Origin of the sequence: Bradyrhizobium sp. 157, assembly GCF_023073815.1 — a bacterium.
GTDB lineage: Bacteria > Pseudomonadota > Alphaproteobacteria > Rhizobiales > Xanthobacteraceae > Bradyrhizobium.
On record NZ_JADPKF010000005.1, the window covers coordinates 1 to 15,124 of the forward strand.

Sequence of the window (15,124 nt, forward strand, 5' to 3'; positions counted from 1 at the left end):
TTGCGTTCAATCGTCCGGTCGTAGCTGTTATCGCGCATTGGATCGTCCTCCAGTGGAGCGATCCAATCAGCGAATTAGTGAACATGCACAATTGCGAGCGGAGCGAAGCAATCCATTCCTCCGCGCGGGGATAGATGGATTGCCTCGTCGCTACGCTCCTCGCGATGACGAGGGGGACATTCCGAGACCAATCCAAACAGCGTTTTAAACATCATTGCTGTTGCAAAACAGTCATCGGACGGCGCAAAGATTGCTGCATGTGAAGCGCAGGGATCGAAACATGCAATCAACCGACTTCGTCGTCGCCCGCAACGATCTGCAACAATGCAAGGTGATCGAGACGCAACTGCCCGACGCGGCCGCGCTGCCTGACGAGACATTGCTCGTGAAGGTGACGCGCTTCGCCTTCACCGCCAACAACATCACCTATGCCGTGCTCGGCGATCATCTAAAATATTGGCAATTGTTTCCGGCGCCCGAAGGTTTCGGCAACGTTCCGGTGTGGGGATTTGGCGAGGTGATCGCCTCGAAACATCCCGGGATTGCCGTTGGCGAAACCCTGTTCGGCTATTTCCCGATGTCGACACATCTCGTGATCGAAGCCGCCGACGTCTCCAAGCGTGGCCTGCGCGACGCCGCCGCGCACCGGCAAGGCGTGGCGCCGGTTTACAATGCCTATGCCCGCGTCAGCGGCGATCCGGCGTTTGCGGGCAAGCACGGCGATTATCAGGCGCTGCTGCGCCCCTTGTTCATGCTGTCGTTCATGGTCGACGACTTTCTCGCCGAGAATGAATTCCATGGTGCGAAAAGCGTGATGCTGTCGTCGGCTTCCAGCAAGACCGCCTACGGCCTGGCGCACCTTCTGCATGCAAGAGGTAACGGCATCAAGGTGATCGGGTTGACCTCGCCGGGCAATACGTCCTTCGTCAAATCGCTCGGCTGCTACGACGAGGTCGTGACCTATGAAAACGTAATCTCGCTGCCGACGGATTCCGCGGTCGCCTATGTCGACATGGCCGGCAACAGCCCGTTACGCGCCACGCTGCACCGGCACTTCGGCGAGCAAATGAAATACAGCGGAATCATTGGGCTCACGCATCGCAAGTCATCGCCTGATGAACCGGCGCAGGCACTGCCGGGCGCCAAGCCGCAATTCTTCTTCGCGCCCGACCAAATCCGCAAGCGCGCCAAGGAGTGGGGACCGGGGGGCGTCGACACGCGGTTCGGCGCCGCGTGGTCCGGCTTCGTGCCGAACCTGGAACGTTGGATGAAGGTGATCGAGAGCCATGGGCCCGCGGCGGTCCAACGCGCCTATCTCGATACCCTCAACGGCCGCGTGCCGCCGGATCAGGGGCTGATCCTCTCTCTATCGGAATAGGCGGCATCTTCTCCCGCCATTTCCGCGCCGTCTGGAATAGGTATAGGTTCGCCCACAGGAAAACGCCGCGAAGACGGCTGGTGATGGAAACGCCCATGCTCGACAGGACGGACGACAGTTCGGTAGCCGCCGACACTTGGCTTGCGCAGTTTGAGGAAGCGCTCGGAAAGCCCGATGAAGCCCTGCTGTATCAGCTGTTCCATCCCGACAGCTATTGGCGCGATGTGCTGGCGCTGAGCTGGAACATCCAGACGCTTAACGGCAGAGACGCCATACTGAAGGCGCTTCCCCCTCTCGCTCGCAACGCCGCGCCCAGCGGCTTCGGCGTCGATCCCGATCGCGCCGCCCCGCGCAGGGTGATGCGCGCGGGCACCGACGCGATCGAGGCGATCTTCAAGTTCGAAACCAGGGTCGGGCGCGGCAGCGGCATTATCCGTCTCATTCCCGACGCTGACGACGGCAACAGCCTGAAGGCCTGGACGCTGCTCACCGAGCTTGGCGAACTCAAGGGTTTTGAGGAACAGCTCGGCGTCAATCGCCCGCGCGGCAACGCCTATTCGCGGGACTTTCGCGGGCCGAACTGGCTCGACCTACGCAAGGCGTCGGCTGAATATGCAGACCACGATCCCACCGTTCTCGTCATTGGCGGCGGACAATCCGGGCTGTCGATCGCCGCGCGGCTGAAGCAGTTGAGCGTCGATACGCTGATCGTCGATCGCGAAAAGCGCATCGGCGACAATTGGCGCAAGCGCTATCACGCGCTGACGCTGCATAACCAGGTGCAGGTCAATCACCTGCCCTACATGCCCTTCCCGCCGAACTGGCCGACCTACATTCCGAAGGACAAGCTCGCCAACTGGTTCGAAGCCTATGTTGAGGCCATGGAGCTGAATTTTTGGACCGAGACCGAATTCGAGGGCGGCAGCTATGACGAGACGGAAGGCCGCTGGATGGTGACGCTGCGCTGCGCCGACGGAGCTAAGCGCAGCATGCATCCACGCCATGTCGTGCTGGCGACCGGCGTCAGCGGCATTCCGAGCGTGCCTGACATTCCGGGATTAAAAGATTTCGCCGGCAAGGTGGTGCATTCCAGCCAGTATGACGACGGTGAGAACTGGAAGGGCAAGCGCGCCATCGTGATCGGCACCGGCAACAGCGGCCACGACATCGCGCAGGACCTGCATTCCAGCGGCGCAAAAGTCACGCTATTCCAGCGCTCTTCGACGCTGGTCGTCAGCATCGAGCCGTCGGCGCAACTGGTCTACGCGCCTTACAATGAAGGCACGCTGGAGGACAACGACCTGATCACAACCTCGATGCCGCTGAAGCTGGCACGCAAGAGCCATGCGATGACGGCGGAAAAATCCAAGGCGCTCGACAGGGAGTTGCTCGACGATCTCGAACGCGTCGGCTTCAAGCTCGATTTCGGCGAGGACAATACCGGCTGGCAGTTCAAATATCTCACACGTGGCGGCGGCTATTATTTCAACGTCGGCTGCTCCGATCTTATTGTCAAAGGCGATATCGCGCTGAAGCAATTTTCCGATCTCGACACGTTTGCGGCCGCAGGCGCCAGGATGAAGGACGGCGAGACCATCGCCGCCGATCTCGTGGTGCTGGCGACGGGCTACAAGCGCCAGGAAGAGCTGGTGCGAAAACTGTTCGGCGAGGCGGTCGAGAAGCGCGTCGGCACGATCTGGGGATTTGGCGCGGAGCAGGAACTGCGCAACATGTATAAGCGGACCGGCCAGCCCGGCCTGTGGTTCATCGCTGGCGGCCTCGCGCAATGCCGCATCGGCTCCAAACATCTGGCGCTGCAGATCAAGGCGATTGAGGAAGGGCTGTTGCCGCGCGGCGTCGGGCCACGGGCAACAATGGCGTGAAAGGAACACGTCATTCCGCGGCGCGAAGCGAACTGTGGTGCGCAATTGCGCACCTGAGAATCTCGAGATTCCGGGCTCGTGCTTCGCACGCCCCGGAATGGCCAAAACAACGGGAAGAACACACATGCCAACCATCCTAGGCTCGGGCGAGCATCGATTCCGCGTGGTGGAGAACTGGGCGAAGCTGCCGGACGGCTGGAGCCTGACCGACGTCGCCTCCGTCGCCGTCGACAGCAAGGACCGCATTTACGTCTTTAACCGCGGCGCCCATCCGATGGTGGTGCTGGACCGCGAGGGCAATTTCATCAAGAGCTGGGGCGAAGGGCTGTTCAACCGCGCGCACGGCTTGCACATCGATGCCGACAACAATCTGTATTGCACCGACGACGGCGACCACACCGTGCGCAAGTGCACCACAGACGGCAAGGTGCTGCTGACCATCGGCATCCCGAACAAGCCCGCGCCGTTCATGAGCGGTGAGCCGTTTCACCGCTGCACCCATACGGCGCTGTCGCCGAAGGGCGACATCTACGTCTCGGACGGCTACGGCAATGCCTGCGTCCACAAATATTCGCCGGATGGAAAGCTGCTCAAGACTTGGGGCGAGCCCGGCACCGATCCCGGCCAGTTCAACATCGTCCACAACATCGCAACCGATTCCGATGGCTGGGTCTATGTCGCCGACCGCGAGAACCATCGCGTGCAGGTGTTCGACGGCAATGGCAAATACGAGACGCAGTGGAACTATCTGCACCGGCCATGCGCGCTGTGCTGCTGCGGCGGCAAGCAGCCGACCTTCATCGTCGGCGAGCTCGGGCCCGGCATGGCTGTGAACCGCAAGGTGCCCAATCTCGGCCCGCGGCTCTCGATCGTGGATTCAAAAGGCAAACGCATCGCCCGGCTCGGCGGCGAAAACGGGCCGGGGCTGGAGGCCGGCAAATTCCTCGCGCCCCACGGCATCGCGCTGGATTCCAGGGGCGACATCTATATCGGCGAGGTCGGCGTCACCGACTGGAAGACCAGCTTTCCGGACACGCCGATGCCGCCGGAGGTCGGGGTAGCGCGCTGCCTGCAGAAGCTGGAGAAGATTTAGACCGTTGCTAACGGCAAAGCCTTGCTACGATTCGAAGCCGGCAGCGCGGGACCGGCCGCCTCCGTCAAACAGGCAGTGCTCACGCGCCAAGCCTTCTCCGACAATATCGAAGAAGGCACGCACGCGCGCCGTCCTCTTCAGATCGGCGTGGGTCACGATCCACAATTCACCAACCAAATCCGGCACCGGATCGGGCAGCGCGCGGGCGAGATCGCGATCCTCGTCACCGAGATAGCAGGGCAGCAGCGCAAGGCCGATGCCGGCCTTCGCGGCGATGAACTGATTGACGAGACTGTTGGTCCGGTAGACGAAGGCGTCACCCGGCACCGTTCGATTGAGCCAGTCGGCAGCCATGATGCCGACAGCCGTTTCTTCCCATCCGATCAGGGCGTGACGGCCGAGATCTTGCGGGGATGAAAAGGCTCCGCCTGTTTCATCGAGATAGCCCGTCGCACCGTAGATGGTCCACGCGACATCGGCGAGCTTGCGGCCCCAGAGATCGCCTTCCTTCGGCCGCATCGGACGAAGCGCGATATCAGCCTCGCGGCGCGAGAGATTGAGGACGCGGTTGTCGACCACGAGCTCGACGACGATACCGGGATGGGTTCGCCGGAACGCGGCGAGATGGCTGGTCAGCTTTCGATATGCCAGCGTTTCCGAGGATGTTACGCGCAGGCGGCCGGAGGGACGGTGGTCCCGGCCCGCAATGTCGCGATCGATGGCGAGCGCCTCATCTTCCATCCGCTCAGCCGCTGCCGCCATCCGCTCGCCGGCCGGCGTCGCTTGATACGCTCCGCCGGGAAGCCGCTCGAACAGACGCACGCCGAGTCGCGTTTCCAAGGCATTCAGGCACCGAAACGCGGTCGAATGATCGATATCAAGCGCTTTGGCGGCGCCGGTGAGGCTACTTGCCCGATGCACCGCCAACACGAGTTGGGGCTCGTTCCAGTCCTCCATTGGCGCATGACGTAAGCGCCGCTTGCAGTTTCGCAAGTGACCCTGGCGTATTCCCAACGTGCTTTCCACTGCGCCAGATATTATCTACCGCAACGGAAAGCGAGATGAGGAACTTAAGGTGACACCGGTCCGGCCTTGCGCCGGAGCGTGAGGCCACTGCCTCCTCGCATCGATCAACCTTCAACACATGGGAGTCCGAGAAATGGGTGCTCCGTCCCCCGAACTTTGCAATCTCTGGCTGGCACGCGCGTTCAATGCCCAGGACGTCGACGCCGCGGCAGCGATGTACCACCCCGACGCCTCGATCGTTCAGGTCGACGAGGTCCATGGCGGCAGCAGCGTCGCGCGCGGCGCCGATGGCATCCGCAAGACGATGGCGGCCTATGTCGGATTGAAGCCGCACATGGATGTCGTGACCCATCACACGACGGTTTCCGGCGACTTCGCGATGACGCGGTCGCAGTGGCTGATCAGGGGCACCGACGAAAACGGCAAGCGCACCGAGGTGCATCACCATGGTATGGAGGTTCACCGTCGGATGCCCGACGGCACCTGGGTGTTCTTCATGGATCACCCTTTCGGTGCCGATCCGGGCTGGGCGGTCGAAGCTCCACCGCACACTGAATAGTCGCGCCACACAGCCACACCGGACAAATAGCCATGCAGGAACTTGCCGCACTCGCCAGCATCGTCGCCGCGCTCAGCGTTGGAGTGATCAGCCCCGGCCCCAGCTTCGTAATGGTCGCGCGCGTCGCTGTCGCATCAAGCAGAATTCGGGCGCTTGCCACAGCTTTGGGCATGGGCGCAGGCGGCGCCATTTTCGGCGCGGTGGCGCTGCTCGGGCTGCAGAGCATCCTGCTGGCTGTACCGGTGCTCTATACAGGCCTCCGGGTGCTGGGAGGCCTGTATCTCTGTTACCTCGGCTTTCTCATCTTCAGATCTGCGCGGCAGCCTGTCACGACGGTTGCAGCCGGCGGCGAGGCCAGCTCGCGGCCCTTCCGCGCGTTCTGGCTGGGCGTCACCACGCAGGTGAGCAACCCGAAGACGGCCATCGTCTATGCGAGCGTCTTCGCCGCTTTCCTCCCTGCGTCCTTTTCGCTGGGGTTCGCGGCCGCGCTGCTTGCCGCTGTGTTTTTTGTCGAGTCCGCCTGGTATGCGTTGGTCGCCGTTCTCTTCTCGTCGTCCGGGCCACAACGGGCTTATCTGTCGTACAAATCCTGGGTCGATCGCGCGGCCGGTGCCGTCATGTTCGGTCTCGGCTTGAAGCTCATGACCAGCGCCGCCAAGCCGTAGACGTCAGCGCAACGTACCCACCTTCGCCATTTCCCGCATGAAGTCATCGCAAATGCGTGTCTCCCCGTCGGACCGGGCCTCCTATCACGATGGGTTGACCGCAAACATCAGGCATGGCGGGGGTCAGGAACCCAGGCTTTTTCCAGCGCCAGGCGCAGAATCACGCATTGCTCCGGCTGGATAAGCCCCGGAACGCTCTTCACAATCCCGTCACGCTGCCTGTAGTATGCAAGGCACACGCTGCTTCGCAGCTAACATGGGGGTCAGGAGCGTTACTTGAACGCACATGTCTCGCAGGGCGGTTGGCCGGTACTGGTGCTGAACGCGGATTTCCGGCCGCTGAGTTATTACCCGCTGTCTCTCTGGTCGTGGCAGGACGCGATCAAGGCGGTGTTTCTCGATCGCGTCAACATCGTCGAGCACTACGACCGCGCGGTGCACAGCCCGAGCTTCGAGATCCAGCTCCCGAGCGTGGTGTCGCTCAAATCCTTCGTCAAGCCGACCACGCATCCCGCCTTCACCCGCTTCAACGTCTTCCTGCGCGACCGCTTCGTCTGCCAGTACTGCAACGCGCACGATGACCTCACCTTCGATCACATCATCCCGCGCAGCAAGGGCGGCCAGACCACCTGGGAGAACGTCGTCGCGGCGTGCTCGCCATGTAACCTGCGCAAGGGCAATCTGACCCCGCAGCAGGCGAAGATGTTTCCGAAGCAAGCGCCGTTCGCACCGACGGTGCACCAGTTGCATCGCAACGGGCGATTGTTTCCGCCGAACTATCTGCACGATAGCTGGCTTGATTATTTATACTGGGACACCGAGCTCGATCCGTAGCAGCCCTCCGCGGGCTGTTGTCGCTCCCTCATAAGACAGTTTCGCGTGGCCGAAAGCACAGGCTTCTTGCGGCCGCTCCCCTTACATGGACTTCTCGGATATTCATCCCGAGAATGTCCTCCAGCCCTCCTCCAAGCTGCCGGCTTACCATTTTTCACATTTTTTTGACGCCCACCTGATGGGCTCCCTTCGATGCAGTGCCGCCACTCGCAAGCCTTCCACCTGGGCGATGCTCCTGATCTGGATTTGAGGGAATGGGGTTGCTGCATATCGGCGGAAGTCAAAACCTGTACGAATGGCCGGCTGACCCGTTTTCTTAAAAAGGAGATTTGATGTGGATAGGCTTTCTTCCGTCAGGACAAATTCTCTGTTTGGTTCGAGCCGTTCGATCGCCATTCTTGTCGCGGCATGTGCAATCATCTGGACCGGCCCTGCAGCGGCAGGTCTCGTCCTGAACGGCAGCTTTGAGCTGGGAACGTTCACTGGAGGAAATTCTCTCGCTCAGCAAATTCAGCCCGGAGAGAGCGGGCTTTCAGGCTGGACAGTCAGCGACGCGCCCCTGACTTGGTATGCGAGCGGATGGAACAACAACCCTCAGCAGATCGTGCTGACCCCGCGCACAGGAAATTTCGGCGTTAACTTGGCCGATGGCACCGTAAACACTATAAGGATAAGTCAGACGATCAATCTTCTCGCATTTCAGCAGTATCAACTTAGCTTCTGGGTTGGTAACTACAGCGCTAACAATGGTCCTGCAGGGCTCAACGTTAATATTACCGACGGGACGTCCAATACGATCCCGTTGTCGGAGAGCGTGACGGCCCCCTCCACGAACGAGTCCTCCACATGGATTCGGTTCGCATTCAACTTTATCGCGGACGGTACCTCCAACACGATCAGCTTCAACGAAGTCAACGGCCCCTCCTACATTGGCTTGGATGACGTGAGCATCGCGGCCGTGCCGGAGCCCGCGACCTGGGCGATGATGATATTGGGCTTCGCTGCTGTTGGCTTTATGGCCTACCGCCGGAAGTCAAGGCCAGCATTGATGGTCGCCTGATCGGAGGCACCCACCGCCGACAAAACGGTGATTGGCGCGGTCGAAGACGCGCCAATCACTCCCGAGTTAGATCTGATAATCCATATCGGCCATGCTCGCGCCCGGAGCCGTCGGCGAGGCTTTCTTCTTCGGAAGTTCAGCCACCATTGCCTCCGTGGTGACAAGCAGGCCCGCCACCGATGCCGCGTCCTCGAGCGCCGTGCGCACCACCTTGGTCGGATCAATAATTCCCTTTGACATGAGGTTGCCGAACTCGCCGGTCTGGGCATCAAATCCGAAGGCGTATGTATCCTTGTCCAGGATCTGTCCGACCACCAGCGAACCATCCTCGCCCGCGTTGATCGCGATCTGGCGGGTCGGCCACGAAAGCGCTTTCTTGACGATGTCGACGCCAAAGCGCTCGTCCTCGTTGGCTGGTTTCAGTCTGTCGAGCGCCTTGATGGCGCGGAGCAGGGGAACACCGCCGCCGGGCAGAATGCCTTCCTCGACTGCCGCGCGGGTCGCATGCAGCGCGTCGTCGACGCGGTCCTTGCGTTCCTTCACCTCCACTTCGGTCGCCCCACCGACACGGATCACCGCGACACCGCCCGCGAGCTTGGCGAGCCGCTCCTGAAGTTTCTCACGATCGTAGTCGGAGGTCGTCTCCTCGATCTCGGCCTTGATCTGGGTAATGCGAGCTTCAATGTCGGCCTTCTTGCCGCCGCCGTTGACGATCGTGGTATTTTCCTTATCGATCCTCACATGCTTGGCGTGGCCGAGCATCTTGATGGTCACGCTCTCCAGCTTGATACCGAGATCCTCGGATATCATGGTGCCGCCGGTAAGGATGGCGATATCCTGGAGCATCGCCTTGCGACGATCGCCGAAGCCGGGCGCTTTCACCGCCGCGACTTTCAATCCGCCACGCAGCCTGTTCACGACGAGAGTGGCGAGCGCCTCCCCCTCCACGTCCTCGGCGATAATGAGCAGCGGCTTGCCTGACTGCACGATCGATTCGAGCAGCGGCAGCATTGGCTGCAGACCGGACAGCTTCTTTTCGTGGATCAGAATGTAGGGGTCTTCGAGCTCGACCCGCATCTTCTCGGCGTTGGTGATGAAGTAGGGCGAGATGTAGCCGCGGTCGAACTGCATGCCCTCGACCACCTCGAGTTCGGTCTGCAACGACTTCGCCTCCTCGACCGTAATTACGCCGTCGTTACCGACCTTCTTCATGGCGTCGGCCAGGAAGCGGCCGATCTCGGCATCGCCATTGGCCGAAATGGTTGCAACCTGCGCGATCTCGTCGTTCGAGGTGACCTTTTTCGAGTTCTTCTCGATATCGCCTATCAGGGCTTCGATAGCGCGGTCGATACCCCGCTTGAGGTCCATCGGATTCACGCCTGCGGCGACGGCCTTCGCGCCCTCTTTCACGATCGCCTGGGCGAGCACAGTGGCGGTCGTGGTGCCGTCGCCAACTCGATCCGATGTCTTCGACGCCACCTCGCGCACCATCTGGGCGCCCATGTTCTCGAACTTGTCTTCGAGCTCGATCTCTTTCGCGACCGTTACACCATCCTTGGTGATGCGTGGCGCGCCGAACGACTTTTCGAGAACGACGTTTCGGCCTTTCGGTCCGAGCGTTACTTTCACCGCATTGGCAAGAATGTCGACGCCGCGCAGCATCTTCTCGCGGGCATCGACCGAAAATTTGACTTCCTTGGCAGCCATGGTCTTGCTCCTAAGATACTGTTCATCGGTTACCCATTACATCGGGCGGGCTTTCAAGCGGCCTTGCGACTGGCGCCGGACTCCACCAGCACGCCCATGATGTCGTTCTCTTTCATGATCAAATACTCGGTGTCGTCGATCTTGACCTCGGTGCCCGACCATTTGCCGAACAGCACGCGATCGCCCACCTGAAGGTCGATCGGAACGAGCTTGCCGGCCTCGTCACGCCCGCCGGGCCCGACCGCCACGACCTCCCCCTGTTGCGGCTTCTCCTTGGCGGTATCGGGGATGATGATGCCTCCGGCAGTCTTTTCCTCGGCCTCAATGCGCTTGACGACTACCCGATCGTGAAGCGGACGGAATTTCATTGCGCTCCTCCTCGGCTGTTTGTGGAGATGACAGGGAATCGCAGCCATCGACAGGCGGAAGTCTGCGACAGACAGGCGGAAGTCTGCGGCTGCAGTATGCGACCTAGGTGGCTCAGAATTGCGCTTCAAGGGACCTGCAAAAAAAATGATCGACGGCAGCGGGGGTTACAGGCGTTCCAGGAACAAACGGCTCCACGCGTCTGTTATGTCGTTGCCTGCCGCACAGGACTGCCGCGCCTTTGCAGAGCGCCCGTCCTGAGCAGGCTGGAAAAGCAACCGACGGTTGGTGGAGGCGCAACCGTGCTTACCGCGCCTGCATATCAATTGCGCCCGTCGCCGCATGTCGTCGTGATCGGAAACGAGAAGGGCGGCTCGGGTAAAACCACAATCGCGATGCACGTCGCCGTGGCGCTGCTGAAGGCCGGCCAGCGCGTCGCAACCATCGACCTCGATGGCCGGCAACGGACCCTCACCCACTACGTCGAGAGCCGGCGCGGTTGGGCGCGGCGGAGCCAGGTCGATCTGGAACTGCCGACGCATTTCTGCATCGCACGCGTCGAAGGCCCGGTGGTGGAGGAAAACGAGGCCGCCGAATTCTCCGATTTCCAGCGAGCCGTTGCCGCCGCGGAGGATCGCCATGACTTCGTCGTGATCGATACGCCCCCGCATGACAGCTACCTGATGCGGCTCGCCCATTCGATCACGGACACCCTGGTGACGCCGCTGAACGACAGTTTTCTCGACCTCGACGTGCTGGCGACACTCGATCCGGTGACGTTGACGGTCACCGGGGTCGGCCACTACGGCGAGTTGGTGCGCGAGATACGCCGTCATCGCCGGCCGGTTGACGGCGCTCTCATCGATTGGGTCGTGGTGCGCAACCGCATTTCGCCGCAACGATCATCTACCGCCCCGGTTCTTTGCGGCTGCTTGCAGGAACTTGCCCTCAATGCAGGTTTCCGGGCCATGACTGGCCTTCAGGAGCGGGCGATCTATCGCGATCTTTTTCCCCGTGGGCTCACCGCGCTGGACGAGCTCTGCGAGACAATGCCCGACAGCGACGGGGAGGCATCTCGTCTCCCCGCGCGCTGCGAGGTTCAAGGCCTGATCGAGGGGTTGAAGCTGCCAATCCACGATCGCGGTCGCCGCCGCGCGGCGCTTCGCGCCGAGTGGTTTGCTTCGCGCAATAGCGCGCTGGATACCGATATCCTGGCCGGTCCGTAAGGTGGGAAGCGTCACTACGGGGCTTGCGCCCAAAAAACTTCGTGAGCACCGGAACGCCCGTGCGCGGTGTGGGTTCGTTGGAAGCCGTAACAAGCAGTAAAGGAGATTGCGGAACATGACAAATAAGTCGCGCATTTGCTCGATGGCCGGCATGGCGATCGCCGGCTCGTTGGCCCTTGGCATCACCAGTGCATCCGCGCAGGCAATCTATTTCGATTCATACGTCGACCCCTATCCCGTGGCAGTGGCTCCCGGCAGCGTTTACGTCGCACCGGCGCCGGTTGTCGCGGCGCCGCCGATTGTACGGCCACGCACTGTGGTGGTGAGCCGTCGGGCCTATGTGCCGGCCCCCGCGTTTGGCGCGCCGTTGCCTTTCGACTACGGACCCTACGGCTACACCACGGAAGTCGGCTATACCGTTTCCGACTGGTAAGCCGATCGCCTAGACGCCGCGCAGGAGGCCCCGCCGAGGCGGGGCCTTTTCTTTTCGCGTCCGTCGAATTCCTTGAGGAGCGGTTGGGCCGGACTAGGCGGCGCGCGCAATCTTGGAACGCAAGCTGCGCCTTCACGCAGCCACTTAATTCTGTCACGATAGTTTTTTGAGGCGCCAGCCTCGTCACAACCACAAGAGCGGCATCAACGCTCCAACGGAAACGTCCCATGCTCATTCCCATCGCCGATGTGCCACGCTGGTATGCCGAACGGAAACCGAAGGACACCATCGCGGTCAGTCACGGCGCCGATGCCATCACCTGGGAGCAGCTCGAGCGCAATGCCAACCGACGCGCCCGCGCCTTCGCCGCCAAGGGCGTCAAGCCCGGCGATTTCGTCGCCATCGGCTTGTCCAACAGCAACGTGTTTTTCGAGACGACCTTTGCGGTGTGGAAATGTGGCGCGACGCCGACATCGCTGACCTGGCGATTGCCGCGTGGCGAGGCCGCAGCCGTGCTCGACATCCTCAAGCCTTCGCTCGTCGTCGGCGGCCAGCCGGACTGGAACGCGCCGAATTCACTGCCCGCCGATTTCGTCCCCGAAGGTTTTTCGGACGAGCCGGTAACCAATCCGGTAGCACGTTACTGGAAGGCGATGACCAGCGGCGGCTCGACAGGGCGGCCCAAGGTGATCCTCGACCACATGCCGGCGGTAGTGGAGACGACCGCCCCCTCCCCGCTCGGCATGCCGCAAAACGTCTCGCTGCTCAATCCCGGGCCGCTCTATCACAACGCGCCGTTCATCGTGTCGCACACCGCGCTGTTCAACGGCGGCCGCGTCACCGGCCTCGTCAAGTTCGACGCCGAGGAGACGCTGCGGCTGATCGAGAAGAACCGCGTGCAATGGGTCAATTTCGTACCGACCATGATGCATCGGATCTGGGCGCTGCCCGGCGAGGTGCGCAATTCCTACGACCTCTCCAGCCTGGAGATCGTGTTTCACATGGCGGCTCCGATGCCGCCATGGCTCAAGGAAAAATGGATCGAGTGGCTTGGGCCGGAGCGCATCTATGAGCTCTATGGCGGCACCGAGCGACAGGGCGCGACGATCATCTCCGGCACCGAATGGCTGGCGCACAAGGGCTCGGTCGGCAAGATCGGCGACACCTGCCGCCTAAGGGTCATCGGCGAGGACGGCAACGATGTAGCGCTCGGCGAGACCGGCGAGATCTATTTCCTGCCCAATGATGGCCCCGGTTCCACCTATCACTATCTCGGCGCCGAGCCGAAGCGCCGGCCGGACGGCTGGGAATCGCTCGGCGATATCGGAAGGCTGGATGAAGAGGGCTATCTCTATCTCGGCGACCGGCTCGCCGACATGATCCTGCGCGGCGGCGCCAACATCTATCCGGCCGAAGTAGAGGCCGCGGTATCGGCGCATCCCGATGTGCGCTCATGCGTCGTGGTTGGCTTGCCCGATGCCGAATTCGGGCAGCGCGTGCACGCCATCCTCGAACTCGACCGCGGCACAGATGCGCAGGCCGTCGCCGACGGCATGGCTGCGTTCCTGGCCGACCGGCTCAGCCGCTACAAGCATCCGGAAAGTTTCGAGGCCGTCCATATCGGCTTGCGCGACGATTCCGGCAAGGTTCGCCGCACGTTGCTGCGCGACGAACGCGCCGGCTGGCTGAAGGAGAACCGCGATTTCCGGATCATGCCGGCCCGTGCGCGGGCAAACGTGGAATGATCCTTAATTGGCCCTGGAACCATTGTGAATCTGCCCCCTTATGAGTCGCATGCCGGCTCATTTTGGGGGACACTTTCAAGACGGCCGTTTGCAGCATAGATTGTGACGAATTCCCGCGCTTTCGCCCTCACGAAAGGCGCGCCGGTTCGCCAGGAGACCATCCATGCCTTCTTTGACCGAATGGAGAGTGCCGCCCGCAAACCAGCCGCGCCCGGGCGATTACGCTTTCGACCTCGACAAGACTTTGTCGTCGGTGGTCGGGCTGCATTCGATCATTCCACCCGATGCCTTCAGCGCCGAGACGCTCGGCACCGAACGCGCCGGCAATGGCGTCGTGATCGATGACGGGCTGGTGCTGACGATCGGCTACCTCATCACCGAGGCGGAGGCCGTCTGGCTGCACCGCGGCGACGGCCGGGTGGTGGAAGGCCACGCGCTCGGCTTCGATTTCGAGTCCGGCTTCGGCCTGGTGCAAGCGCTCGGCGACCTCGACCTCGATCCGCTGCCGCTCGGTTCTTCCGCCACTGCTGCGATCGGCGACCGCGTCGTGGTCGGCGGCGCCGGCGGGCGCACGCGCTCGGTCGCCAGCCAGATCGCCGCCAAGCAGGAATTCGCGGGCTATTGGGAATATCTGCTGGATGAGGCGATCTTCACCCATCCCGCGCATCCCAATTGGGGCGGCACCGGGCTGATCTCGGGCCGCGGCGAACTGATCGGCATTGGCTCGCTGCAGCTCGAACGCGAGCGCGAGGGCAAGGCCGAGCACGTCAACATGATCGTGCCGATCGATCTGTTGAAGCCGGTACTCGACGACATCAGGAAATTCGGCCGCGTCAACAAGCCGGCGCGACCGTGGCTCGGCATGTTCACGACCGAAATCGACAACCGCGTCGTGGTGGTCGGCATCGCCGGCAAGGGACCCGCGGCGCTCGCCGAACTGAAGACCGGCGACGTCATTCTCGCTGTCAATGGCGACAAGATCACCAGCCAGACCGGCTTCTATCGCAAGCTCTGGTCGCTCGGCAGTGCCGGCGTCGACGTACCGCTCACGGTCTACCACGAGGGCCTCACCTTCGACGTGGTGCTGGCCTCGACCGACCGTGCCAAGCTATTGAAGGCGCCAAGACTTCACTAGATTGAGGCTGCATT

General features: G+C 61.9%; 14 protein-coding genes. 11 read left to right on the plus strand and 3 right to left on the minus strand.

Annotated elements, in window-relative coordinates; all coding sequences use genetic code 11:
• Positions 1-280: 280 nt before the first annotated feature.
• From IVA95_RS00725 to IVA95_RS00735, 3 genes are all read left to right on the plus strand, one after another.
• Positions 281-1,378, plus strand: coding sequence for a DUF2855 family protein (locus IVA95_RS00725; protein WP_247508750.1), 1,098 nt, complete (start codon positions 281-283; stop codon positions 1,376-1,378).
• Positions 1,379-1,473: 95 nt separating this feature from the next.
• A complete protein-coding gene (locus IVA95_RS00730) occupies positions 1,474-3,261 on the plus strand; it encodes an NAD(P)/FAD-dependent oxidoreductase (protein ID WP_247508751.1) in 1,788 nt (595 codons plus the stop codon).
• Positions 3,262-3,385: 124 nt separating this feature from the next.
• A complete protein-coding gene (locus tag IVA95_RS00735; RefSeq protein ID WP_247508752.1) occupies positions 3,386-4,354 on the plus strand; it encodes a peptidyl-alpha-hydroxyglycine alpha-amidating lyase family protein in 969 nt (322 codons plus the stop codon).
• A gap of 24 nt (positions 4,355-4,378) precedes the next feature.
• Here the strand turns inward: IVA95_RS00735 and IVA95_RS00740 are convergent, their stop codons facing one another.
• Positions 4,379-5,284 carry a LysR family transcriptional regulator gene (locus IVA95_RS00740; protein WP_247508753.1) on the minus strand — a complete coding sequence of 302 codons (906 nt, stop codon included), beginning with the start codon at positions 5,282-5,284 and terminating at the stop codon, positions 4,379-4,381.
• A 229-nt stretch (positions 5,285-5,513) separates the two neighbouring features.
• On the opposite strand from IVA95_RS00740, the gene IVA95_RS00745 reads away from it, so the two are divergent.
• From IVA95_RS00745 to IVA95_RS00760, 4 genes are all read left to right on the plus strand, one after another.
• Positions 5,514-5,939, plus strand: a complete 426-nt coding sequence (locus IVA95_RS00745; RefSeq protein WP_247508754.1) for a nuclear transport factor 2 family protein — start codon at positions 5,514-5,516, stop codon at positions 5,937-5,939.
• A 32-nt stretch (positions 5,940-5,971) separates the two neighbouring features.
• Entirely contained in the window at positions 5,972-6,604 is a 633-nt protein-coding gene (locus tag IVA95_RS00750) for a LysE family transporter (protein ID WP_213246761.1), read from the plus strand.
• Between the two features lie 276 nt (positions 6,605-6,880).
• Positions 6,881-7,438 carry an HNH endonuclease gene (locus tag IVA95_RS00755; protein ID WP_247508755.1) on the plus strand — a complete coding sequence of 186 codons (558 nt, stop codon included), beginning with the start codon at positions 6,881-6,883 and terminating at the stop codon, positions 7,436-7,438.
• A 334-nt stretch (positions 7,439-7,772) separates the two neighbouring features.
• Positions 7,773-8,498 (plus strand): PEPxxWA-CTERM sorting domain-containing protein, encoded by a 726-nt coding sequence (locus tag IVA95_RS00760; RefSeq protein ID WP_247508756.1) that lies wholly within the window; start codon positions 7,773-7,775, stop codon positions 8,496-8,498.
• A gap of 66 nt (positions 8,499-8,564) precedes the next feature.
• Here the strand turns inward: IVA95_RS00760 and groL are convergent, their stop codons facing one another.
• Positions 8,565-10,205 (minus strand): chaperonin GroEL, encoded by a 1,641-nt coding sequence (gene groL / locus IVA95_RS00765; protein WP_247508757.1) that lies wholly within the window; start codon positions 10,203-10,205, stop codon positions 8,565-8,567.
• 53 nt (positions 10,206-10,258) lie between these two features.
• Positions 10,259-10,573 (minus strand): co-chaperone GroES, encoded by a 315-nt coding sequence (gene groES / locus IVA95_RS00770; RefSeq protein WP_213246753.1) that lies wholly within the window; start codon positions 10,571-10,573, stop codon positions 10,259-10,261.
• 300 nt (positions 10,574-10,873) lie between these two features.
• Here groES and IVA95_RS00775 point away from each other — a divergent pair, with 300 nt between their 5' ends.
• From IVA95_RS00775 to IVA95_RS00790, 4 genes are all read left to right on the plus strand, one after another.
• A complete protein-coding gene (locus IVA95_RS00775) occupies positions 10,874-11,797 on the plus strand; it encodes a division plane positioning ATPase MipZ (RefSeq protein WP_247508758.1) in 924 nt (307 codons plus the stop codon).
• A 115-nt stretch (positions 11,798-11,912) separates the two neighbouring features.
• Positions 11,913-12,230, plus strand: coding sequence for a hypothetical protein (locus IVA95_RS00780; protein ID WP_247508759.1), 318 nt, complete (start codon positions 11,913-11,915; stop codon positions 12,228-12,230).
• A gap of 227 nt (positions 12,231-12,457) precedes the next feature.
• Positions 12,458-13,975, plus strand: a complete 1,518-nt coding sequence (locus tag IVA95_RS00785) for an AMP-binding protein (protein WP_247508760.1) — start codon at positions 12,458-12,460, stop codon at positions 13,973-13,975.
• A 163-nt stretch (positions 13,976-14,138) separates the two neighbouring features.
• Positions 14,139-15,110: a S1C family serine protease gene (locus tag IVA95_RS00790; protein WP_247508761.1), complete on the plus strand. Its 972-nt coding sequence runs from the start codon at positions 14,139-14,141 to the stop codon at positions 15,108-15,110.
• Positions 15,111-15,124: the final 14 nt, after the last annotated feature.

Bases quoted from the DNA above. Each gene is read 5' to 3' on its own strand.
- IVA95_RS00725 (WP_247508750.1), top strand. From the start codon at position 281: ATGCAATCAACCGACTTCGTCGTCGCCCGCAACGATCTGCAACAATGC.
- IVA95_RS00780 (WP_247508759.1), top strand. From the start codon at position 11,913: ATGACAAATAAGTCGCGCATTTGCTCGATGGCCGGCATGGCGATCGCC.
- IVA95_RS00750 (WP_213246761.1), top strand. From the start codon at position 5,972: ATGCAGGAACTTGCCGCACTCGCCAGCATCGTCGCCGCGCTCAGCGTT.
- IVA95_RS00745 (WP_247508754.1), top strand. From the start codon at position 5,514: ATGGGTGCTCCGTCCCCCGAACTTTGCAATCTCTGGCTGGCACGCGCG.
- groL (WP_247508757.1), bottom strand. From the start codon at position 10,205: ATGGCTGCCAAGGAAGTCAAATTTTCGGTCGATGCCCGCGAGAAGATG.
- IVA95_RS00735 (WP_247508752.1), top strand. From the start codon at position 3,386: ATGCCAACCATCCTAGGCTCGGGCGAGCATCGATTCCGCGTGGTGGAG.
- IVA95_RS00730 (WP_247508751.1), top strand. From the start codon at position 1,474: ATGCTCGACAGGACGGACGACAGTTCGGTAGCCGCCGACACTTGGCTT.
- IVA95_RS00790 (WP_247508761.1), top strand. From the start codon at position 14,139: ATGCCTTCTTTGACCGAATGGAGAGTGCCGCCCGCAAACCAGCCGCGC.
- IVA95_RS00785 (WP_247508760.1), top strand. From the start codon at position 12,458: ATGCTCATTCCCATCGCCGATGTGCCACGCTGGTATGCCGAACGGAAA.
- groES (WP_213246753.1), bottom strand. From the start codon at position 10,573: ATGAAATTCCGTCCGCTTCACGATCGGGTAGTCGTCAAGCGCATTGAG.